The sequence below is a fragment of the endosymbiont of Acanthamoeba sp. UWC8 genome (assembly GCF_000730245.1).
GTDB lineage: Bacteria > Pseudomonadota > Alphaproteobacteria > Rickettsiales > Midichloriaceae > Jidaibacter.
On sequence record NZ_CP004403.1, the window covers coordinates 209896 to 229348 of the forward strand.

Consider the following 19453-nt stretch of genomic DNA (forward strand, 5'->3'; position numbering starts at 1 on the left):
AAATAATAAAGAGAGCAGCAATCAAGCTTCCGAAGCTAAATAATTTATTGAATTTACTGGTATTTCTAACCCTATTACTTTTTCTATTTAGAAAGATAAACGCTAAACATATTAACAAGATTATTAATGCAATATAAAAAATCAATGAAATTAACCATATTATATTTTTAGCAGTGTTACCTAAGTTGATAGCTAAATCAACAGATAATCTTACTAACAGCCTTAAGTAGCTCCGATGGTGTTTTTATAGGAGGTAAGCATTTACCTTGTGTACAGATATATGCAAGTGGAGAAACTTCATTGCTTTCAGTATCCCTTATTTGTTCGATGATAATATTAGCATTCGGGATCCGTGCTGCTTCTAATACGAGTGGATAAGCCAAGTCTACATCACCGATTATTTTAATATGGATAGCATGTTCAAGCAGTGCTGCTCCCGACAATAATGAGCTTATGGAAAACGCTTCTATATCAGTGCTATATAATGCGCTAATTAAATCTTTTGCTTCATCATGAAATTTATCTTCCCCCAAGAGGTAGTATAATTTTGCTAAGACAATAGTTAATATACCACTACCGGAAGGGGTGACACTATCCTCTACTGTTCTAGTTTGGCTGATTAGGTCTTTCTGAGCAGTAGTATCAAAATAAGCTTTGCTTTCTTCGTCATAAAATAATTCTTTTATAGTTTTCACCCATGTTACCGATTGATCAAGGTATGCTCTATCTCCGGTTGTACTATACAGCTCTAAAGCAGCAAGGCAAAGATTGGTATAGTCCGTAAGGAAAGCGATATTCATTAAATTTCCTTTACAGTAACTGTGACCAAGTATCGCATCACTACTTTGCATATTATCTTTAATAAACGCAAAAGCGGAAACCGCAAGTGCAAGCCATTCTTTTTTATCGAAAACCAGGGCTGCCTTTGTTAAGGAATAAATCATTAAACCATTCCAATCAGCCAACACTTTATCATCACTGGAAGGTCTTATCCTCTTTTCTCTTGCTTTAAAAAGCTTTTCCTTACAATGAATAAGTAATTCAGCTGGAATTAAAATATCATGATTTTGATGATTCCTATGTAAAATATTTGTGCCTTTTTCCCAATTTCCATTCTGCTCAATACCATATGCCTTTTTAAATAAGGCACTATCGTCACCTAATATTTCATCTATTTCTTTTGATTTCCATACATAAAACTTACCTTCCATTCCCTCACTTTCAGCGTTTTGGCTTGAAATAAATGCTCGATTGCCTTGGCTATCAGGAACGGATAACATTTCTCTTTTAAGCCATTCAACTGTTTCTTCTATACGTGTTTCATATAATTTATTTTTCGATTCCCGCCATACTTCGGTTAATAAGCTGATAATAAGCGCATTATCATATAACATCTTCTCAAAATGAGGGGCAAACCACCTACTATCGGTGCTGTATCTAGCCCAACCGCCGCCGAGGTGATCATAGATACCGCCTTCGCACAGATGAAATGCCGTATTTTTAACAACTTGCTTCATATCATCCCGATTTTTTCTCATCCCGACGCGCCATAAATATTGCCACATTAATGTCTGAGGGAACTTAGGCGCTTTTTTTATACCGCCGTATTCCGGATCTGATATTCCCACTAATTTCTCTGCCGACATATCAATATCTTTGAGTGAAATATTCGCCGCCTGCGCAAGACCAGGTTTTCTTGAGACATCGGCATTTAGAGCATTAGTTACGGTTGTTGCTATATCGGAAAGACCTCTTTTGTTTTCTTCCCAAGCTTGACGTATATAGTTTAGCACATCTTTAAAGCTAGGTAGACCATAACGCCGCTCTTTAGGGAAATATGTACCTCCATAGAAAGGTTGCCCATTGGGAAATAAGAACATAGTAAGTGGCCATCCGCCTTGCTGCCCCATTAAATTTATCGCTTGCATATAAATATGATCGATATCAGGACGTTCTTCTCTATCAACCTTAATGTTAATAAACCAATCGTTCATCAGTCGGGCAGTTTCCTCATCTTCAAAGCTTTCCCTTGCCATTACATGGCACCAATGACAAGCGGAATAGCCGACGGATAAAAGTATAGGTTTATTTTGTTGTTTAGCAAGATCTAAGGCTTCATCACACCAAGGCCACCAATTGACATAGTTATGCTTATGTTCTAAAAGGTAAGGACTGGTTTCTTGTGCTAAGCGATTGCAGCTTTTAGATTCATTCATATAATTCAACCCTCAAATAAATAAAAATAAACCAGCAAAATTATTGCTATTGTTCCTAAGATAATATGGGTAATAATTAGAATTTTTGATCTGTTTAACCCTAAAAAGTCTTTATAGGTAACGATCATTCCTCCTATCGAGGTAATTACCAATATTGCGATAACAATTAAATAACTAAAGTGTTGATAAGTATATATTCCTAAAACCGCAATTCCAATTATTGAGAGTAGCCCGTGAAGTAAAACATAAGCTTTAGGGGTTTCTTTATCTTTATAGATATATGTAGTAATTACCAACCCTAAAATTGTCGCAATAAGCAAGATAAGTATTGTAGATATAAGCATTTTTTTACCTCTTTTAAGATATTATATGTTGCTTTTTAAGCGGGCATAAAGCCGGCCCCTCAATAATGCTTCCGTCTATGTTAAATCTGCTGCCGTGACACGGACAATCCCAACTTACTTCAGCTTCATTCCATTTAACAATGCATTTAAGATGCGTGCAAACTGCCGAAACCACATGTAACTCATTGTTATCATCCCGATAAACAGCAAACTTCTCTCCATTTTTTTCTATAATCTTTCCTTCTCCGGCTTCTATACCGGATAAATTTTTAGCATCAACGTTACTCGGGTAATCAGAAAGATATTTGACTGTGGAGTTTACATTTTCTTTAATAAACTTCTTAGCAGAAGCTATAGGCTTAAAACGATTTGAATTATAAGTACTAATTACAGGAGATTCTTTCCCCTGAACTAAATCCGCAAGCAACAACCCAGCAACTGTTCCATAAGTTAAGCCATCAGCATTATAACCTGTCGCAATAAATATATTTTTTGATTTGCTTGAAACAGAACCTATGTAAGGAATTCCATCAGAGGGTTGATAATGTTGTGCAGACCATTTGTATAATATCTTATCAACTTCAAAATTTTTATAAATATAATTTTCAATAATTTTATAATGTTGTTCATGGGTTTTAAAACCGGGTTGTCCGGTTTTATGACTACTGCCGCTAACAATTAACGTATCTATTTTGTCGGAAGTAATATTATGAGTACTAATTGCAAAACCGGGAACGCGGATATCCCAAAAATTCCCGTTAGGGTATCTTTCACCTTTTAATTTAACCGCGACTGCATAGCTTCTATATGGGAATGCTAAAATTTGAAACTTATTAATTCCAATCGGTAAATGGGTAGCTATTATTACTTTCTTTGCTTTTATATTACCTTTTGGAGTATGAACCAAAGAATAATCACCCTCCTCTTTTATACCTAAACAAGGTGTGTTCTCATATATATCACATCCGATGCTACTTAAGTAGTTTGCTAATGAGCGGAGATATTTTAAAGGATTAAACCTAGCTTGATTATCCAGCTTAGCAGCTGAAAGAAAATTAGTTGAGAAAGGCAAACGGTCTATTTTTTCTATATTAATTCCAAGATTTATAAGAGCTGAGGTCTCATTATTAATTAAGCTGACACTTGCCTTATTATTAGTAAAAAAATAAAATGGCCTTCGATGGAAGTCGCAATTGATACTATGCTTTATTACCATATTCTCTATAAAATCGATCGCGTCTTTACGGGATTGACTAATTATTTTCGCAGTTTCAAAATCAAACTTCTTTACTATATTTTGATAAAAAGTTTCAACTGGTATATATAAATTGCCTGTAGAATACCCACTGGTTCCAAGGGCGACGCTATGTGATTCAATAACGCAAAGTTTTTGTTCTTTTTCAATTAAATTGATTGCAGCAGTAATACCCGTAATGCCGGCTCCAATAATAACTGTATCAACAATTATATTAGTATCTAAAGTGTTAAATTGAGTATTAACATTAGAATTAAAATCCCAAAGAGAGCTTTTGGTCATTATATTCTTCTCCATTGTAGTTCGCTACACCAAGAAAGTATTTTGTTTTTTATTGTAAGTACTAAAAATACCTTTAATTTATGTTTTAATCTAACGTGAAATTAATATTATTTTAACTTTATTAAATATCCGAAGCTTTTTAAGTTATACATAAAGATATTGATCTATGAAGTTTAAAATTTCTCCCTCAATATCTTTCTCTGCTTCAGTTAATTCATGCCCCGTATTTTTAAATAGTCTTAGCCTTTTTGGCTCATGAGCTAAAGTATAAGCATAAATTGAACAATTTTCAGGTAATATGGTATCTAAGGCTCCATGAATAAAAAGCGATGCAACGCCGGATTTAATATTAGAAATAACATCTGCGCCGTAGCTTTGCGTTGCAAGAGTAATTATGACTTTTACCGCTGTTGAATCTACTGCTGCTCTTATGGCTACCGCACCACCGAATGAGTGACCTACTAATGCAATATTACTAATTTTTTCTTGCTTAAGAAAAGATATCCTTGCTTCCACATCCTTGACTGAGCCGTCTAATGAACGAGTATCGCAAAATTTAATTCGTAGTGCCGAGATAGCTTTAAAATTAAGAATGTTACATAGGCTTGGGTAAAGCTCACCATTACACGGGCTATCAAACCCACCGCCTATGCCGCCGACAAGGATAATACAGCAAGTTGCATCATCAGCTTTGTAATATTGCATTTCAACATTACCTCTTTCGGTACTGACTGATAAGGATTGATAGTTACTCATTAAGCTTCTTCTAATAAAGTAATTTTATTTTGTTTCATCTTTTATATTATCTTTTTCCCGCTTAAATTTTTTGTGCATTTCTTGCGCTTCAGCTTGAGTAATATGATTATTAGCTAGCATAAACATCTCCTTTTCTTCTTTCTCAATATGTTCTAAAATACTTCTTTTTAATAAAGAAAATATCGTGTTTTGATCATCTTTGTTTACGGTGCTATTTATATAGGTTGCAAGAAGTTGATCCGCTGACTCATGTTCTTTTTTACCGAGATCAGAAACTACGCCTAAAGCTCCTAGTTTATCTTTTAAGGCATAATAAAATACTTTTTCTTCAGCCTGATTATGCAATAACATTTCATTTTGCAGCTTATGCAGTGTTTTCATATCTAAAGGATCCTTCTCTAACTGTGCTAAGAAGTCTCTGATTTCATTGTGATCTTCTTGTAATGATGCATATATATCGATCATAAAATATTTCTCCGAATACAAGTTTCGATTCTAATCGCTTAAACTTAGCTATTTAAATTATATAACTGGTTATATTTAATCCTGAGTTTTTTTCTTACCACCAACTTCCCCTCCTGCACCCGCCGGGAAAGGTGCCGTAGTATCAATGCCGTTTAACGGGCCTTCTTGGCCTCCCGCAGGTATTTGGTCATCTTCATTCGTATCCAAAAGATCTGAGGAAAGCTGCATATCTTTATAAATATCCACCTCATGATTTTTAGCGAATTCCTGATAAAAAACTTTCCTTGGTTTCATGTCGTTTTTTTCATCTTTATTATGTTGGGTATTGATTTTTTGGTTACTGTTATTGGGGCTCATGATAAACCTTTCAATTTTATATTTATAATTTATTTATATAAATATAAGCTTTTATAAATGTATTATAAAAGTGAAAATGATACACATTTTTACCATTTGCTAATTCACTATGATTTATTTATAAATAAGCTTCAAATATAGAAATAGATCAATAAATATTGCATTTAAACTTAAATTTATTTATAATAACAAATAATACCTTTAATAAAAAGAATTAAGTAATATGAAAAAAAGATATATAATTATAACCGCAAGCTTAGCTGCAATATATGCAGGTTTTTGGGGAGTGTGCGCAAATACTTTTAAACACCATTTAGAGAGCGAGTTAAAAAAGAGTAATGTGATGTATGAATCAATTTCAATCACCGGTACTCCTCTTTCCATCGGAGCCAAAGTTTATAAGCCAAGCACTGAAATTAATAAAAACCTTAGCTTGAAAAGTAATGATATAGCGACTGTTAAAGCCGATTTATTCGGACAAAAATATACTTTGTTACTACCTAAACAAGTAGAGATTATTCATATCAAAAATGAAGAAATATACAATAATTTAATCGACTTAAAAAATGCCGAATTTACTATCGGGTTTAAAAATAAACCGATTAAAAATTATAAGGTAGATTACTTTGAACAATTCGAATTACCGGCAAGTAAAGAGTTTGAAGCGCTTAAACTAGTAGCTTTTAAAGCTGATGAGGTTGCGGTTTTTAATAATGAAAACAAACTACTACTGAAAAACCATGGATTTTCTTTCAAAACAGATTTTGAAAAAATAAAGCTTCCAGTGATTAAGGCTGATACTGAATTTACGTATAACGGCACAAAATATGAAGACGAATTTTTCCCTGTTGAAACTGATCCTAGGATAAAAGATTTTTCTCAAATGATTAAATTTATCTTAACCAGTAATTTATATGATAATTTAAAATATAAACTTAACTTAAAAACTGATATTCTTCAGGATGACAATATAGGCAAATATAAATATGGCTTTAATACTATAAGCCACATGGACATAAGAGATTTAGTAAATGATCAGCAAACTTCTACTGTAAACATTAATGCTGAAAAAAACAAAGTTATAAATATTGCTGCTAATTATCATTTAACTTCTAAATATACTCCTAAATGGTTTGATGCATCCTTAGAATATAACAAAAAAATGCATAAAATAAGTCCGTATTTAAAATCAATAAATATTCATGATATTGAAAGTATAATTCCTAAGCTGCATGAATTTAAGTATATAAATTTTGATCTAAATGCAGAACTTAGCCTCTTATTAGAGTCTCCCTATCCCGCCCCTACAGTTAAAATAAATAAAATTGGTTTTGAGACAGATCAGTATGCAGCTTATGTAGAAGGGATAATAGCTGAAGCAACTGATAACCCAGTGGAAATGTTTATATATATAAATAATTATAATCAGCTTTTTGATGACTATATTAATTATGGAAATAAGATGCTGGCAGCTATGCAAGTTAAGGATATCGACATATCTTCCAGGAAAACTGCCGTTAAAGATACCTTAATAGGTATAGCTGAAGAAAAAGACGATACTAACATGAAAATTAAAATTTCTTATAATAAAAATACTAATGAGTTACTTTTAGGTGGAAAAAATTAGGTTCGAAATAGTTGCGCTATTTGAGCCGTGGAATAAAGACTCACCCTTATTATTTTAAAAAATTATTCAATTATAAAATAATGCCTTGAATAAAAACCAAGGCTCTTTTTTATTTATATTCTTAAGTACCTCAAGCATGCTTATAACTAAATAAAAAAAAATAACTCTTTATCATATTAACAACATATTAAAGATTTTCTATTAAACCTTATTTTATGTTTGCTTTTTAAAGTTTTTTTCACTAGCTTTAAAATTAGCTATTTCAGCATGTAGCTTTTTAGCATTTAGTTATATTTTACAAAAAATATTTCAACCTTTTTAATTTCTTTTTAAATAAGGGAGGTCTAAATGGCACACATTTCTTTAATCGATAAATCAATGCATAAAACTTATTCATGGCTCTATGAGATTGAAGAACACATGGGCTGGGATGAAGGTAATGAAGGAAGAGCATTATCATTGCTCAAATCTACACTTCATAGGCTAAGAGACAATTTACTTATAAATGACTTAGCACATTTCGCCGCTCAGCTTCCCGTCTTAGTCAGAGGATTGTTATTTGAAGCCTGGAACCCTGATCACACCCCTGTGAAAGATAGAAAACACGGTGAATTTTTGGCAGCTGTATTACACGGATTACCGGAAACACATAAAAATATCGACATTGAAGAAGGGGTAAAAGCCATTTTCAAAACATTATATTATAAGATTGATCCTTTGGAGGTTGAAAAGTTAAAAAAAGTGCTCCCTGACAGTATCAAGGTCTTGCTTCCTTGAGACGCATGTTAATAGCCGACTATTATAAGAATTAAAAAACTAATATTGAGGAAATTATGATTACAACAACTGATAAGGGATATAAACAAGATTTAAATAAAGATTTAATAAATGATGAATTCGAAAACGCAAAAAATGATAGCCAAAGCGAAGATGAAATGTCGGAACATTTAAATAACATTGACGGCGGTTCTATACAGATTAATGAGCCGATCAATGATAACTTTCCCGGAGAACTAGACAATGGTTTTGCGACAACTAATGATAATAGCAGATCACCATATTATAGCCTTGGCGACGGCGGAGATTAATTGCTATCTAACTTAACTTTCATAATAAAAAATATTTCATTAAATTAATTCGCGTCATAAAAGTTTTAAAGGCGCGTTTTATAATCTTATCTTCCCTTGCTTCTTAAGAACAACATATCCGTATTTAACAAGTTTATTTATTATGTTCATTATTGTAACTTCTTAGCTAGCCGATAATATAAAATCAAATATATCAACTTTCGGTAAATATGATTAAAAATGAAATTCATAATCTTGCGAGAGGCATCATAATTCAAGATAATCATATATTATTGGTTTCTCATCCTGATTGGGACGGAAATACATTTTATCTTCCGGGTGGTCATATAGAGCATAGAGAAGCTGCCGTTTTAGCATTAATAAGGGAATTACGTGAAGAAGTAGGATATGAATTTGGAGTGGGAAGATTTTTAGGTTGTCTGGAATATATTTTTAACCCTACTATTGATATTACTGTTTGCCATTCACATGAATTTAATTTTCTCTTTTTAGTGCACTCGGAAAGCATACAGGATATATCTCCTATCGCTCAACAAGAAGCAAAAGTTAAGTTAACTTGGGTTAATATGAATAATTTAAATAAAATTAACCTTCTTCCGAATCCTTTAATTAAGCTTATCCCTAAATGGCTTAAATTAAATTTAAAAAACTCTTTCAGCAGTTATTAATAATATTGCAATGATATTAAAAATAAGTATAACTTAATGATATCGCTAAACTATATCGTGTAATTATTATGACGGGGATATTAAGTAGAAGTCGAGAGGGAAATAGGGTGAACAATGCAAATTGCGAAATAAAAAAAATGATAAGAGTAGAGAGCGAGGAAGAATTATTAGGACTAACTAAGCTTTATAGTACTCAAGATTTATTAGGAACCAAAGATAAAAATCAAGGTTTTATAAATTATAAATTTGTTGAAGAAGTAGCTTTGTCTATATGTTTATATTCACCGTTAATTGCAATTCCCTTTGCTTATCTTCCGATTACTTTTAATAATGTTACTTTAGTTTGTCTTTCAGCAATAGCATTAGCTGCTAATACTGTAATGGGCATAAATTTACTAAAAAACTATTTTTTACCGGCAAAGAGCTTTGTAGCCGAAATATCTGAAGAGAATAATAGTAGAGGTTTTAAAAAATTACTAATTATAAGCAGTGATGAAAATGATTATACAGATGAAGAAGTAACAACGCCTAGAATTTATGATATCAACGAAGAAACCCCAAACTCTAAAAGAGAAAATATCATATCAAGCCTTCGAAGAAACAGTAGTTTTAGTGAAACAGTTATTCTCAAAGGCCTTAAAAAAACATTCAGCTATGAAACTTTAATTTAGTTATGGAAAACCTTTCTTTTTAAACATCTATTTTCCTTGCTTATAAGAAATAAATTTGTATATTGATAATAAAAATTTATTGAAATATGAGTGTTTTAATTTCTACCGAACTAAAGAGTATAGTTAAGGATTGGATCAGCTATCTTTCTAATATAAAGAAATATTCTAAGCACACATGTAATGCATATGTTACGGATCTCTTTTACTTTATTTCATTTATATCAAGACATAACGGCGGAGAACAAGTAGATATAAAGCTAATCTCCAATCTAGGTGTACAAGATTTTCGTGCATGGCTTGCCGGCAGAAAAAATAAAGATTTAAAAGCTACCTCAAATGCTCGCGCTCTCTCAACCTTAAGAGCATTTTATAAATATTTAAGTAATCAAAAGATTATTGATAATAAAAATATATTTAATATAAAAATTAATAAGGTGAATAAGCCGCTTCCTAAAGCCCTACCCCCTAAATCCGCCGTGGAAGCGACTAAAATCATTGAAATTTTAGCTAAAAAAGATTGGGTAGGAGCAAGAGATACGGCTATTTTACTACTCTTATACGGCGCAGGGCTTAGAATCAGCGAAGTATTATCACTCAAGCTTTGTAATATACCTAAAAATTCGAATGAAATGCTTTTAATTAAAGGTAAAGGTAATAAAGAACGGCTTGTCCCTCTACTCCCTAAAATTTTAGATGCAATAAACCATTATATAAAACATTGCCCGTATGACACATCGGAAAAAGAGATTTTCAGAGGGGCAAACGGCGGGGTATTAAACCCTGATGTCTTCAGGGAAACAATCAGAAGCTTAAAAAACACTTTAGGCTTGCCGCACTACACCAGCCCGCATGCATTCAGGCATAGTTTTGCTACGCATTTACTGGGGAGCGGCGGCGACTTAAGAACAATCCAGGAACTACTAGGCCATCAAAGTTTATCGACCACTCAAAGATATACTAAAGTTGATGCTGAAAATATGATAAACGCCTATAAAATGTTCCATCCCAGAAGTAAAGAAGCCAAGGGCAGTTAGCCCTTTATTTTTATAACTCGTCGGTATGCTCCGTAGACATCTTTTCAGGGAATAATTTATTAAAAAGTTCATTTGCCAAATGATCTGTTTGGAACCTGTCTTTTAAATTTATTTCCATTAATTCATAATAATTTATATCAAAGTAACCGGGCTCAGGAAAATACTCCATACACTTTTCAACTCTATCAATAACTATATTTTCATTATAGAAACTATATTTAAAACAAATCCCTTTAAAGATATCATAATAATCTATAGACTCGGAAATTTTCTTGCATTCTTTAACCTTAGTATCAATTATTTTTTTGTAATTTAGTCTTGAATCGATCGGAATAATTTTTTTTGAAAATATTCCGCAAAATTAGTTATGTCTTCTTCAGAGAAGCCTTCAAGGCTTGATTTGCAGAAATTTTTAACCTTTTCCTCGATATAATCAATATCAAGAAGTTTAAATGCATCTTTATCTGCTAAATCATATATTGGAAACAAGCTCTCTGAGAAATTATTTTGTTTTGCAGCAGGGGTATTAAAAAGATTGTTAAATTCCCAATTACCAATAATATCATTAGTATCAAGAATTTTACAACTATATTTTTGAACTAAATTCTGGTAATAACCGATAAGCTAATTTTTAATTGTTAGAATGTATAATTAACTACTTCTTACCAAACTTCTTCCCCCTCAAGCGCATTACATAGGTAATTACTTCAGCTACCGCCTTATAATGCTCAAACGGAACATACTGATCAATCTCGGTAGAGCTGTAAAGTGCGCGAGCAAGCGGAGGGTTTTCAATGACGGGAATCATATTTTCAATAGCAACTTCTTTTATTCTAAGCGCTACATTATCCTGACCCTTAGCGATAACCTGCGGTGCCGGCATGTTATCCTGATCATATTTTAAAGCGACTGCAAAGTGAGTCGGGTTGGTGATTATCACATCAGCACTCGGCACTGAGGCCATCATACGTTTCTGCGCCCTTTCCATTCTAATCGATTTCAACTTAGATTTAATTTCAGGGCTTCCTTCAGTTTGCTTATACTCCTCCTTTATCTCCTCTTTAGTCATCCTTAAGTTTTTATAAAATTCGTACCTTTGATAAAAATAATCGATGGCCGCAATTGCTCCCATTACAATGCAAACCGCTATCATCATTTTAGTTATAAACTTTAAAGTGAGTGCTAAAAACCCGTAAAAGCTTAAAGTATGAATCATAGGCAGAACCTTGAGCTCTGAAGAGATTGCCAGGTATATTGCCATTGAAATCGCGATCATTTTAAAGATCCCTTTAATAAGCTCAACAACCGACTTCATTGAAAATATTCTTCCGAAACCCTTCATCGGGGAAACTTTACTTAGGTCAAACTTAAGCACCTCAGCAGACAACACAAAACCATGCTGTGCGAAATTACTGAATATAATTGTAATTACCGCAATTACTAAAGGAATAGATAATATAAAAAGAAAATCAAAGATCAACCTCTTAACAAGATGCATTATGCTTATCCCGTTATCACCTATAACCAGCTGATGAGCCGAATAAATATAAAAAGAAATTTTATTTTGAATCATTTTCAAGAGATAGGGGTAAACCCAACTTAGCAAAATGGTAAATGCAAGCAGAGTAATAAAATTATTTACTTCTTTAGAAGTAATCACCTGCCCTTTTTTAAATGCTTCATCTAACCGCCGCTGGGTAGGTTCTTCAGTTTTTTGATCCGTATCTTTATCATCCGACATATTTTAACTACCGTAAATCTGTGACAATTGCTCTTGGTAATAATCTACAAACCACATACTGAGGCTTGATAGTATAAATATAAATACCAAAACGTTTATTATAATTTGTATAGGAAAAATCAATGAAAATAACTTGGAGTTGCGGTATCAGCTTTGCTAATATACCCACCCCTAAAAAGAGCATCAAACTTACTACTAAAAAGGGTAATGACATTTTAACCCCTGTTATAAAAGCACTTGATGCGCTTCTGATAATCAACTCGGAAAAACTCTCAAAATGTTGGGCGAACCCTCCGATCGGTAAATGTTTATAAGTATCAGCAAGGCCGGAAATTATTACTAAATGCAAATCAAGACTTAAAATAAGCATTATAGCAAGCATAGTAAAGAAATTACCGAACAAGCTACCTTGGGTAGCTTGAGTAGGATCAAAAAGCATGGCAGATGCAAGGCCGGATTGAGTTGCCATCACTAATCCGAATACATGCACAGCACTAATGATAAATTTAGTTGCAAGCCCAATCATTATTCCGATGCTTATTTCCCCAAACAGTAACGCTGCTATTGAAATCACCGAATCAGGGAATAAAATATTATTTTGCATTGACGAAAAAATTAGCAGACTTACAGCTCCGGCAAAGATTACCTTTACCATAGAAGGAATACTTGTTTCACCAATAGCCGGGATGAACATAAATGCTGACCCTACCCTACTAAAGATAAGAAAAACCGAAAACAACCCCGAATTGGAAAATTCAACTAATGTCATATAAAAAATTAAAATTTAACTCAATGATAACAAATAACAAATTGCATTTATTTGCAATATTAAGTTAACATAAACATTAAATAATATTAGCAGTTTAAAAAGTCTATATGTTATATTTAGTAAGAAAGCCGGAAGAGTCCATTATTATAAATAATAATATTGAGATTAAAGTTATTGAAATAACAAGAAAACATGTAAAGTTAGGTCTTAGTTTTCCAAATTCTTGTTCGGTTTTAAGAAAAGAAGTATATGATAGAATGCAAAAAGAGAACTTGGAAGCGCTTATCGCTTTTGATGTTGAGCAAGATGATAGTAATGATGATAAAGTAAAATAATTATGAAAGAAAAATTAAAAGAAATAATACTAAGTAGAAAATTTCAGGTTGCAGCCGTAATAACTTTAGTAATTGTATTGACTGCCGTAATTACCTATCTCATCAGTTATACTTTACTTACCCGGCAGACAAAAGATGTGGTTTTAGTTGAAACTAAGTATGAGTTCCCGCTGCTCGTAAACAGTCATGATGAATATCAGGGCAAAGCTCTTATTGAGCACGGCACATATAAAGAACATTTGACGCCTATTATTAAGAAGATAGTTAAAAATGATGCTACATGTATTGATATAGGTGCAGGCTACGGGTATCATACCGTTTTAATGTCTAAACTTGCAACAGATGGAGAAGTTTATAGTTTTGAAGCAATTCCGAATGTATTTAAACTGCTTCGTTATTCAGTTAATATGAATAAGCTGAAGAATACTAAAGTATTTAATAATTTACTTTCTTCGGAAAATAATAAAGCTTTCTTAGAAACTTATACGGAATACCCTACACTTTCCTCAACTATAATAAGCACTAAAACAACAAATGCTAAAAAAGATCATTATATTGAAAAAAATGCAGAAGCACTTGATTACTTACTTCCTGATTTAAGTGATGTTTCCTTAATTAAAATAGATACCAACGGAAGCGAACTTGCAATCATTAAAGGAGCTAAAGGAATTATAAGCAGATCTCCTAAATTAAGCATAATATTACATTGGAACTTTAAAAAGTTTGCCTATTATGGAGATATTTACCCAAGACTTATAGATAATTTTACTAATGCAAAATTTGAATTTTGGATAATTAATCAAGACGGAAGCATGAAGTTGATTACTAAAGACCAATTGCTTATCTTAGAAAATGCCGATGTATTAATCACTAAAGACTATATCGGTTAAGAAGATTTAGATAAAACAAAAAAATAACTATAATGTTATATTTAACTTTTTATGGTATTTTATTGAATTATAAGTTAAATTAAAAAGAATATAAGCTTTTATATTTTGAGGGGATTATGAAATTCGGGGATAAAAATAGCACCGGGGCAAAAAGTAAGTTAAAAATCGGAAATAAGGAATATACTTATTTTAATCTGAATAAAGCAGCTCAAAACTTAAATATTGATGCTAAACGGCTCCCTATTTCAATGAAAATTATTTTAGAAAATCTTTTGAGGTTTGAAGATAACCGAGTTGTTAAAAGAAAAGATCTTGAAGCTGTCGCTGAATGGTTAAAAACCAAAAAATCCGATCATGAGATAGCCTTTTTACCGGCTAGAGTTTTAATGCAGGATTTTACCGGAGTGCCGGCTGTGGTTGATCTTGCTGCCATGCGTGATGCAATAAATAAATTGGGCGGAGATGCGAACAAAGTTAACCCTCTTATTCCCGTTGATCTGGTAATTGACCACTCTGTGCAGGTAGATAAATACGCCACCCCTGATTCTTTAAAAGTGAATGTAAAATATGAAATGGAAAGGAACCTGGAAAGATATGAATTCCTAAGGTGGGGTCAGGATGCTTTCAATAACTTTAGAGTTGTGCCTCCGGGCACCGGGATATGCCACCAAGTAAATTTAGAATATTTAGCTCAAGTAGTTTGGACAATGTCGATGGGAGGTGAAACTTTTGCCTACCCTGATACTTTGGTCGGGACGGATAGCCACACAACCATGATTAACGGTTTATCAGTTCTCGGTTGGGGAGTCGGAGGTATTGAAGCGGAAGCTGCAATGCTCGGGCAGCCTATCTCAATGTTACTGCCGGAAGTAATTGGATTTAAAATGACCGGCCACTTAAGAGAAGGCGTAACAGCAACTGACTTAGTGCTAACTGTTACTAATATGCTTCGTAAAAAAGGTGTAGTCGGTAAATTCGTTGAGTTTTACGGAGAAGGCTTAAAATATTTGCCGCTGGCGGATCGTTCCACAATTGCTAATATGGCACCGGAATACGGGGCAACTTGCGGGTTCTTCCCGATTGACGAAGAAACTATAAAATATTTGGAGTTATCGGCAAGACCTAAAGAAGTAATCGAATTAGTTGAAACTTATGCTAAAGAACAGGGCTTATGGCGCGATGACTCAATGAATATGGAATTCACCGATACCTTAGAGTTAAACTTAAGCGAAGTAGAACCAAGTTTAGCAGGGCCGAAAAGACCTCAAGATAAGATAAACCTTTCTGCAATACCTCAAAATTTTCAAAAAGAGTTACCAAGCTTAAATAAAGACAGCTCTAATACGAATAAAGAATTTCATGTTCAGGGCAAAAGCTTTACACTCGGCAACGGTAATGTAGTTATTGCTGCAATCACAAGTTGTACTAATACCTCTAACCCGAGCGTAATGATCGGTGCAGGACTATTAGCTAAAAAAGCTTTAGAAAAAGGCTTAAATGTTAAACCATGGGTGAAAACTTCACTCGCTCCGGGATCAAAAGTGGTTAGCGAGTATTTGAGTAAATCCGGCTTGCAACACTATCTTGATGAATTGGGGTTTTATCTGGTCGGTTACGGATGCACTACATGCATAGGTAATTCAGGGCCTTTACTTGAAGAAATTGAAAAAACTATAGTGGATAACAATCTGGTAGTTGCAGCCGTTCTTTCAGGGAATAGAAACTTCGAAGGAAGAGTACACCCTTATGTAAGAGCTAACTATCTTGCTTCGCCACCGCTTTGTGTAGCTTATGCGATTGCAGGAACGATGGAAATTAATTTAAGCTCCGAGCCGATCGGTAAAGATAAGCATGGGAACGATGTTTTCTTAAGAGATATTTGGCCGAGTAATGAAGAGATTAGAGAAGTCATGAGCAGTGTAATTACGCCTCAGATGTTTGCGAGTAAATATGCCGAAGTTTTTGAAGGCGAAGAAGAATGGAAGCAAATCACCATTTCAACCGGGCTTAATTATACATGGAATGATAAGAGTACTTATATCAAGCAACCTCCATACTTTGAAAATATGAGCATTAATCCGAGCGGAACGGATAATATATCAAATGCTCGAATACTTGCTCTTCTTAGTGACAGCATTACAACCGATCATATTAGCCCAGCAGGAAATATTGCTAAAACCAGCCCGGCTGCTAAATACTTACTTAGCCATAATATTCCCGTCGATGAATTTAACTCTTATGGCTCAAGACGCGGCAACCATGAAGTTATGATGCGTGGAACTTTCGCCAACACCAGGATTAAAAATGAGATGGCCGGCGGTGCTGAAGGCGGCTTAACCAAATATATGGGTGAAGGTGAGGTTGAAAGCATTTATGATGCTGCAATGAAATACAGAGAAGAAAATATTCCATTGGTAATTTTTGCCGGTAAAGAATACGGAACTGGTTCATCCAGAGACTGGGCAGCTAAAGGAACTAATCTTTTAGGGGTAAAAGCGGTTATTGCTGAAAGTTTTGAAAGAATCCATAGATCAAACTTAGTTGGAATGGGAGTTATGCCTTTAGTATTCCAAAACGGTTTAACCTGGAAAAATTTAAAGCTTACTGGCAAGGAAACTGTGCATATTACAGGTTTGGAAAATATTACCCCGCTTAAACCGGTTAAATGTACTATTTCATTAGATGGTATGATTATTCATGAAATTACTTTAACTCTAAGAGTTGATACTGAAGTTGAAGTGGAATATGTGAATAATGGCGGTATTTTACAATATGTGCTTAGAAAATTAGTTTAATTATTTAATTAATATTTGCTTGAAAGAGCAGACGAAGAAAGATACAAAAGGTTCTATCAGTAATCACACTAATAAAGTAGAACCTTATGTCCTTACCTCTTGTTACCAAAAAAATTCCTTATATATTTGAGATCCATGGTGAAAAATTAACTGATGATTATGCTTGGTTAAGAGATAAAAACTGGCCGGATGTTAGAGATGAAGAAGTTCTAAATTACCTAAGGGAAGAAAATAAATATTTTGATAGTATTATGGCTTCTCAAAAAGATGTGGAAGAGGCTATATATAATGAGCTTAAGAACCGTATAAAGCTCACTGATACCACCTATCCTATAAAGCGCAATGAATATTATTATTACTCCAAAACAACCGAGCATTCCAACTACCAGATTTTTTGCAGGAAGAAAAATTCCTTGGATAATCCTGAAGAAGTTATTCTTGATTGTGATGAGCTTGGAAAAGATCTTTGTTTCTTTGATTTGGGAGCAGTTGCCGTAAGTCCCGATCACTCTATGTTAGCATATTCTACTGATACTACGGGCGGTGAAAGATATACTATATATGTTAAAAATTCAAATAATAACACATTATTAAAAGATGAAATTAGTGATAGCATTGGAAGCATAGTTTGGCATAAGAACGGGAAAGGGTTCTTTTATACTAAACTTAATGAATTTTGGAGAACGGATAAGGTTTATTACCATGAACTCGGCACTTCAAGCGAGCAAGATAAGGTGATATTCAAGGAAAATGACCAAATATTCAGGGTCAGCATTGGCAGATCAAAAAGTGAACAATTTTTAATAATTGAGTCTGAAAGTAAAGATTATAATGAAAATTGGGTAATTGATTTTAACTCGGATACCTTAGAGCCAAAGTTAATTGAGCCGAGGAAAGATGATCACCTTTATTATATCGAGCACAGAGGTGAATATTTTTATATAAGAACCAATTCAGGCGGGAAAAATTTTAGGTTGGTAAAAGCTCCCTTAACTAGTCCTGAATCGGCTAATTGGCAGGAAGTTATCTCGCATAGCAATGAAAATTACTTAACTGATTTCTTTACCTTTAAAGATAAAATAGTGGTGCAGTCTCAGTACAAAGGTTTAAGTTGTTTAAAAGTATATGATTATGATTTTAGAAACTACCATGAGATAAATTTTCCCGATCCTACCTACTTTATCGCCCCGATTTTCACAACTTTTAATGCTGCAAATATTAGGTTTTCCTATTCTTCATTAAACTCCTCTGAGGCGGTTATGGAAAGCAGCTTCTCTGACAATCAATTAGAAACCTTAAAAACTAAGGAAGTATTAGGTGGGTATGATAAATCTCACTATGCTTCAGAAAGAATATTTGCTAAAGGTAAGGATGGTGTAGAAATACCGATTTCTTTAGTTTATAGGAAAGATAGATTTAAGCATGACGGCTCTAATCCGTTATACCTTTACGGATACGGTTCATACGGATGTGCTACCTATGCAAGATTCCGTTCTGATATAGTTTCCCTACTGGATAGAGGGTTTGTATATGCGATCGCTCATATTAGAGGCGGTGATGAGATGGGACAAGAATGGTATCTGGATGGTAAGTTATTAAATAAGAAAAATACTTTTGATGATTTTATTGCTTGTGCCGAATACTTAATCGCTAATAATTATACTCGTAAACAAAATATTGTAATAGTCGGCTGTAGTGCAGGAGGTTTGCTGGTTGGAGCCTGCGTGAATGAAAGGCCTGATTTATTTAAAATGGCTGTTGCGGATGTTCCTTATGTCGATGCGCTAAACACTATGCTCGATGAAAATTTACCTTTAACTCCAGGAGAATATTCCGAATGGGGTAATCCTAAAAATGAAGAATATTACCGCTATATTAAATCTTATTCACCTTATGATAATATAAAGAGACAAGATTACCCGGCATTATATGTAACAGCCGGATTAACCGATCCAAGAGTAACTTATTGGGAACCGGCAAAATGGGTAGCAAAACTTAGGGAATATAAAACGGATAATAACCTGCTCGTGCTTAAAACTAATATGGACGCCGGCCACTGCGGAGCTTCAGGCAGGTTTGGATACTTAAAGGATATCGCACAGGAATATAGTTTTATACTTAAAATCTTCGGGGCTTGATTATTATATCTCAAGCCCTTTA

General features: G+C 33.6%; 20 protein-coding genes. 10 read left to right on the plus strand and 10 right to left on the minus strand.

What is annotated here, in order from left to right; genetic code table 11:
- Positions 1-197: 197 nt before the first annotated feature.
- The 6 genes from I862_RS00960 to I862_RS00985 form a co-directional block, all read right to left on the minus strand.
- Positions 198-2216 (minus strand): thioredoxin domain-containing protein, encoded by a 2019-nt coding sequence (locus I862_RS00960; protein ID WP_038537896.1) that lies wholly within the window; start codon positions 2214-2216, stop codon positions 198-200.
- Positions 2217-2221: 5 nt separating this feature from the next.
- Positions 2222-2560 (minus strand): hypothetical protein, encoded by a 339-nt coding sequence (locus I862_RS00965; protein ID WP_038537899.1) that lies wholly within the window; start codon positions 2558-2560, stop codon positions 2222-2224.
- 13 nt (positions 2561-2573) lie between these two features.
- Complete coding sequence (locus I862_RS00970; RefSeq protein ID WP_052646282.1) at positions 2574-4112, minus strand: FAD-dependent oxidoreductase; 1539 nt, start codon at positions 4110-4112, stop codon at positions 2574-2576.
- A gap of 129 nt (positions 4113-4241) precedes the next feature.
- The gene (locus I862_RS00975; RefSeq protein WP_052646283.1) at positions 4242-4853 is read right to left on the minus strand and encodes an alpha/beta hydrolase; all 612 of its coding nucleotides are present in this window, start codon (positions 4851-4853) and stop codon (positions 4242-4244) included.
- 24 nt (positions 4854-4877) lie between these two features.
- The gene (locus I862_RS00980) at positions 4878-5318 is read right to left on the minus strand and encodes a hemerythrin domain-containing protein (RefSeq protein ID WP_038537905.1); all 441 of its coding nucleotides are present in this window, start codon (positions 5316-5318) and stop codon (positions 4878-4880) included.
- Positions 5319-5393: 75 nt separating this feature from the next.
- Positions 5394-5675 (minus strand): hypothetical protein, encoded by a 282-nt coding sequence (locus tag I862_RS00985; protein ID WP_038537907.1) that lies wholly within the window; start codon positions 5673-5675, stop codon positions 5394-5396.
- 223 nt (positions 5676-5898) lie between these two features.
- Here I862_RS00985 and I862_RS00990 point away from each other — a divergent pair, with 223 nt between their 5' ends.
- The 6 genes from I862_RS00990 to I862_RS01015 all read left to right on the plus strand — a co-directional run bounded on the left by I862_RS00990 (position 5899) and on the right by I862_RS01015 (position 10763).
- Positions 5899-7302, plus strand: a complete 1404-nt coding sequence (locus I862_RS00990; protein WP_038537911.1) for a hypothetical protein — start codon at positions 5899-5901, stop codon at positions 7300-7302.
- 348 nt (positions 7303-7650) lie between these two features.
- On the plus strand, positions 7651-8079 hold the full coding sequence (locus I862_RS00995) for a DUF2267 domain-containing protein (RefSeq protein WP_038537914.1): 429 nt from the start codon (positions 7651-7653) through the stop codon (positions 8077-8079).
- Positions 8080-8135: 56 nt separating this feature from the next.
- Entirely contained in the window at positions 8136-8390 is a 255-nt protein-coding gene (locus I862_RS01000; protein WP_038537917.1) for a hypothetical protein, read from the plus strand.
- Between the two features lie 209 nt (positions 8391-8599).
- Positions 8600-9058 carry an NUDIX domain-containing protein gene (locus tag I862_RS01005; RefSeq protein ID WP_038537919.1) on the plus strand — a complete coding sequence of 153 codons (459 nt, stop codon included), beginning with the start codon at positions 8600-8602 and terminating at the stop codon, positions 9056-9058.
- Positions 9059-9165: 107 nt separating this feature from the next.
- A complete protein-coding gene (locus I862_RS01010; protein WP_038537923.1) occupies positions 9166-9729 on the plus strand; it encodes a hypothetical protein in 564 nt (187 codons plus the stop codon).
- 86 nt (positions 9730-9815) lie between these two features.
- The gene (locus tag I862_RS01015) at positions 9816-10763 is read left to right on the plus strand and encodes a tyrosine recombinase XerC (protein ID WP_038537926.1); all 948 of its coding nucleotides are present in this window, start codon (positions 9816-9818) and stop codon (positions 10761-10763) included.
- Between the two features lie 10 nt (positions 10764-10773).
- Here the strand turns inward: I862_RS01015 and I862_RS08350 are convergent, their stop codons facing one another.
- The 4 genes from I862_RS08350 to I862_RS01025 form a co-directional block, all read right to left on the minus strand.
- The gene (locus I862_RS08350) at positions 10774-10932 is read right to left on the minus strand and encodes a hypothetical protein (RefSeq protein WP_158499236.1); all 159 of its coding nucleotides are present in this window, start codon (positions 10930-10932) and stop codon (positions 10774-10776) included.
- Positions 10933-11075: 143 nt separating this feature from the next.
- Entirely contained in the window at positions 11076-11252 is a 177-nt protein-coding gene (locus I862_RS08355; protein WP_158499237.1) for a hypothetical protein, read from the minus strand.
- Positions 11253-11418: 166 nt separating this feature from the next.
- Entirely contained in the window at positions 11419-12504 is a 1086-nt protein-coding gene (gene flhB / locus I862_RS01020; protein ID WP_038537929.1) for a flagellar biosynthesis protein FlhB, read from the minus strand.
- Between the two features lie 7 nt (positions 12505-12511).
- Complete coding sequence (locus tag I862_RS01025; protein WP_075260570.1) at positions 12512-13273, minus strand: flagellar biosynthetic protein FliR; 762 nt, start codon at positions 13271-13273, stop codon at positions 12512-12514.
- Between the two features lie 107 nt (positions 13274-13380).
- Between I862_RS01025 and I862_RS01030 the strand changes: the two genes are divergently transcribed.
- From I862_RS01030 to I862_RS01045, 4 genes are all read left to right on the plus strand, one after another.
- On the plus strand, positions 13381-13608 hold the full coding sequence (locus I862_RS01030) for a carbon storage regulator (RefSeq protein ID WP_038537934.1): 228 nt from the start codon (positions 13381-13383) through the stop codon (positions 13606-13608).
- 2 nt (positions 13609-13610) lie between these two features.
- Positions 13611-14498, plus strand: a complete 888-nt coding sequence (locus tag I862_RS07745; RefSeq protein WP_052646284.1) for an FkbM family methyltransferase — start codon at positions 13611-13613, stop codon at positions 14496-14498.
- A 116-nt stretch (positions 14499-14614) separates the two neighbouring features.
- Positions 14615-17293, plus strand: a complete 2679-nt coding sequence (acnA, locus tag I862_RS01040) for an aconitate hydratase AcnA (RefSeq protein WP_038537937.1) — start codon at positions 14615-14617, stop codon at positions 17291-17293.
- 86 nt (positions 17294-17379) lie between these two features.
- A complete protein-coding gene (locus tag I862_RS01045; RefSeq protein ID WP_038537940.1) occupies positions 17380-19431 on the plus strand; it encodes a S9 family peptidase in 2052 nt (683 codons plus the stop codon).
- The last annotated feature ends 22 nt before the right edge of the window (positions 19432-19453 follow it).

What these genes read in the sequence shown, in the direction of transcription:
- I862_RS00970 (WP_052646282.1), bottom strand. Translation starts at nt 4,112, where the DNA reads ATGGAGAAGAATATAATGACCAAAAGCTCTCTTTGGGATTTTAATTCT.
- I862_RS00985 (WP_038537907.1), bottom strand. Translation starts at nt 5,675, where the DNA reads ATGAGCCCCAATAACAGTAACCAAAAAATCAATACCCAACATAATAAA.
- I862_RS01015 (WP_038537926.1), top strand. Translation starts at nt 9,816, where the DNA reads ATGAGTGTTTTAATTTCTACCGAACTAAAGAGTATAGTTAAGGATTGG.
- I862_RS00960 (WP_038537896.1), bottom strand. Translation starts at nt 2,216, where the DNA reads ATGAATGAATCTAAAAGCTGCAATCGCTTAGCACAAGAAACCAGTCCT.
- I862_RS00965 (WP_038537899.1), bottom strand. Translation starts at nt 2,560, where the DNA reads ATGCTTATATCTACAATACTTATCTTGCTTATTGCGACAATTTTAGGG.
- I862_RS01005 (WP_038537919.1), top strand. Translation starts at nt 8,600, where the DNA reads ATGATTAAAAATGAAATTCATAATCTTGCGAGAGGCATCATAATTCAA.
- I862_RS00990 (WP_038537911.1), top strand. Translation starts at nt 5,899, where the DNA reads ATGAAAAAAAGATATATAATTATAACCGCAAGCTTAGCTGCAATATAT.
- I862_RS00980 (WP_038537905.1), bottom strand. Translation starts at nt 5,318, where the DNA reads ATGATCGATATATATGCATCATTACAAGAAGATCACAATGAAATCAGA.
- I862_RS00975 (WP_052646283.1), bottom strand. Translation starts at nt 4,853, where the DNA reads ATGAGTAACTATCAATCCTTATCAGTCAGTACCGAAAGAGGTAATGTT.
- I862_RS01025 (WP_075260570.1), bottom strand. Translation starts at nt 13,273, where the DNA reads ATGACATTAGTTGAATTTTCCAATTCGGGGTTGTTTTCGGTTTTTCTT.
- I862_RS01000 (WP_038537917.1), top strand. Translation starts at nt 8,136, where the DNA reads ATGATTACAACAACTGATAAGGGATATAAACAAGATTTAAATAAAGAT.
- I862_RS08350 (WP_158499236.1), bottom strand. Translation starts at nt 10,932, where the DNA reads ATGGAGTATTTTCCTGAGCCCGGTTACTTTGATATAAATTATTATGAA.
- I862_RS00995 (WP_038537914.1), top strand. Translation starts at nt 7,651, where the DNA reads ATGGCACACATTTCTTTAATCGATAAATCAATGCATAAAACTTATTCA.
- acnA (WP_038537937.1), top strand. Translation starts at nt 14,615, where the DNA reads ATGAAATTCGGGGATAAAAATAGCACCGGGGCAAAAAGTAAGTTAAAA.
- I862_RS01045 (WP_038537940.1), top strand. Translation starts at nt 17,380, where the DNA reads ATGTCCTTACCTCTTGTTACCAAAAAAATTCCTTATATATTTGAGATC.
- I862_RS07745 (WP_052646284.1), top strand. Translation starts at nt 13,611, where the DNA reads ATGAAAGAAAAATTAAAAGAAATAATACTAAGTAGAAAATTTCAGGTT.
- flhB (WP_038537929.1), bottom strand. Translation starts at nt 12,504, where the DNA reads ATGTCGGATGATAAAGATACGGATCAAAAAACTGAAGAACCTACCCAG.
- I862_RS01030 (WP_038537934.1), top strand. Translation starts at nt 13,381, where the DNA reads ATGTTATATTTAGTAAGAAAGCCGGAAGAGTCCATTATTATAAATAAT.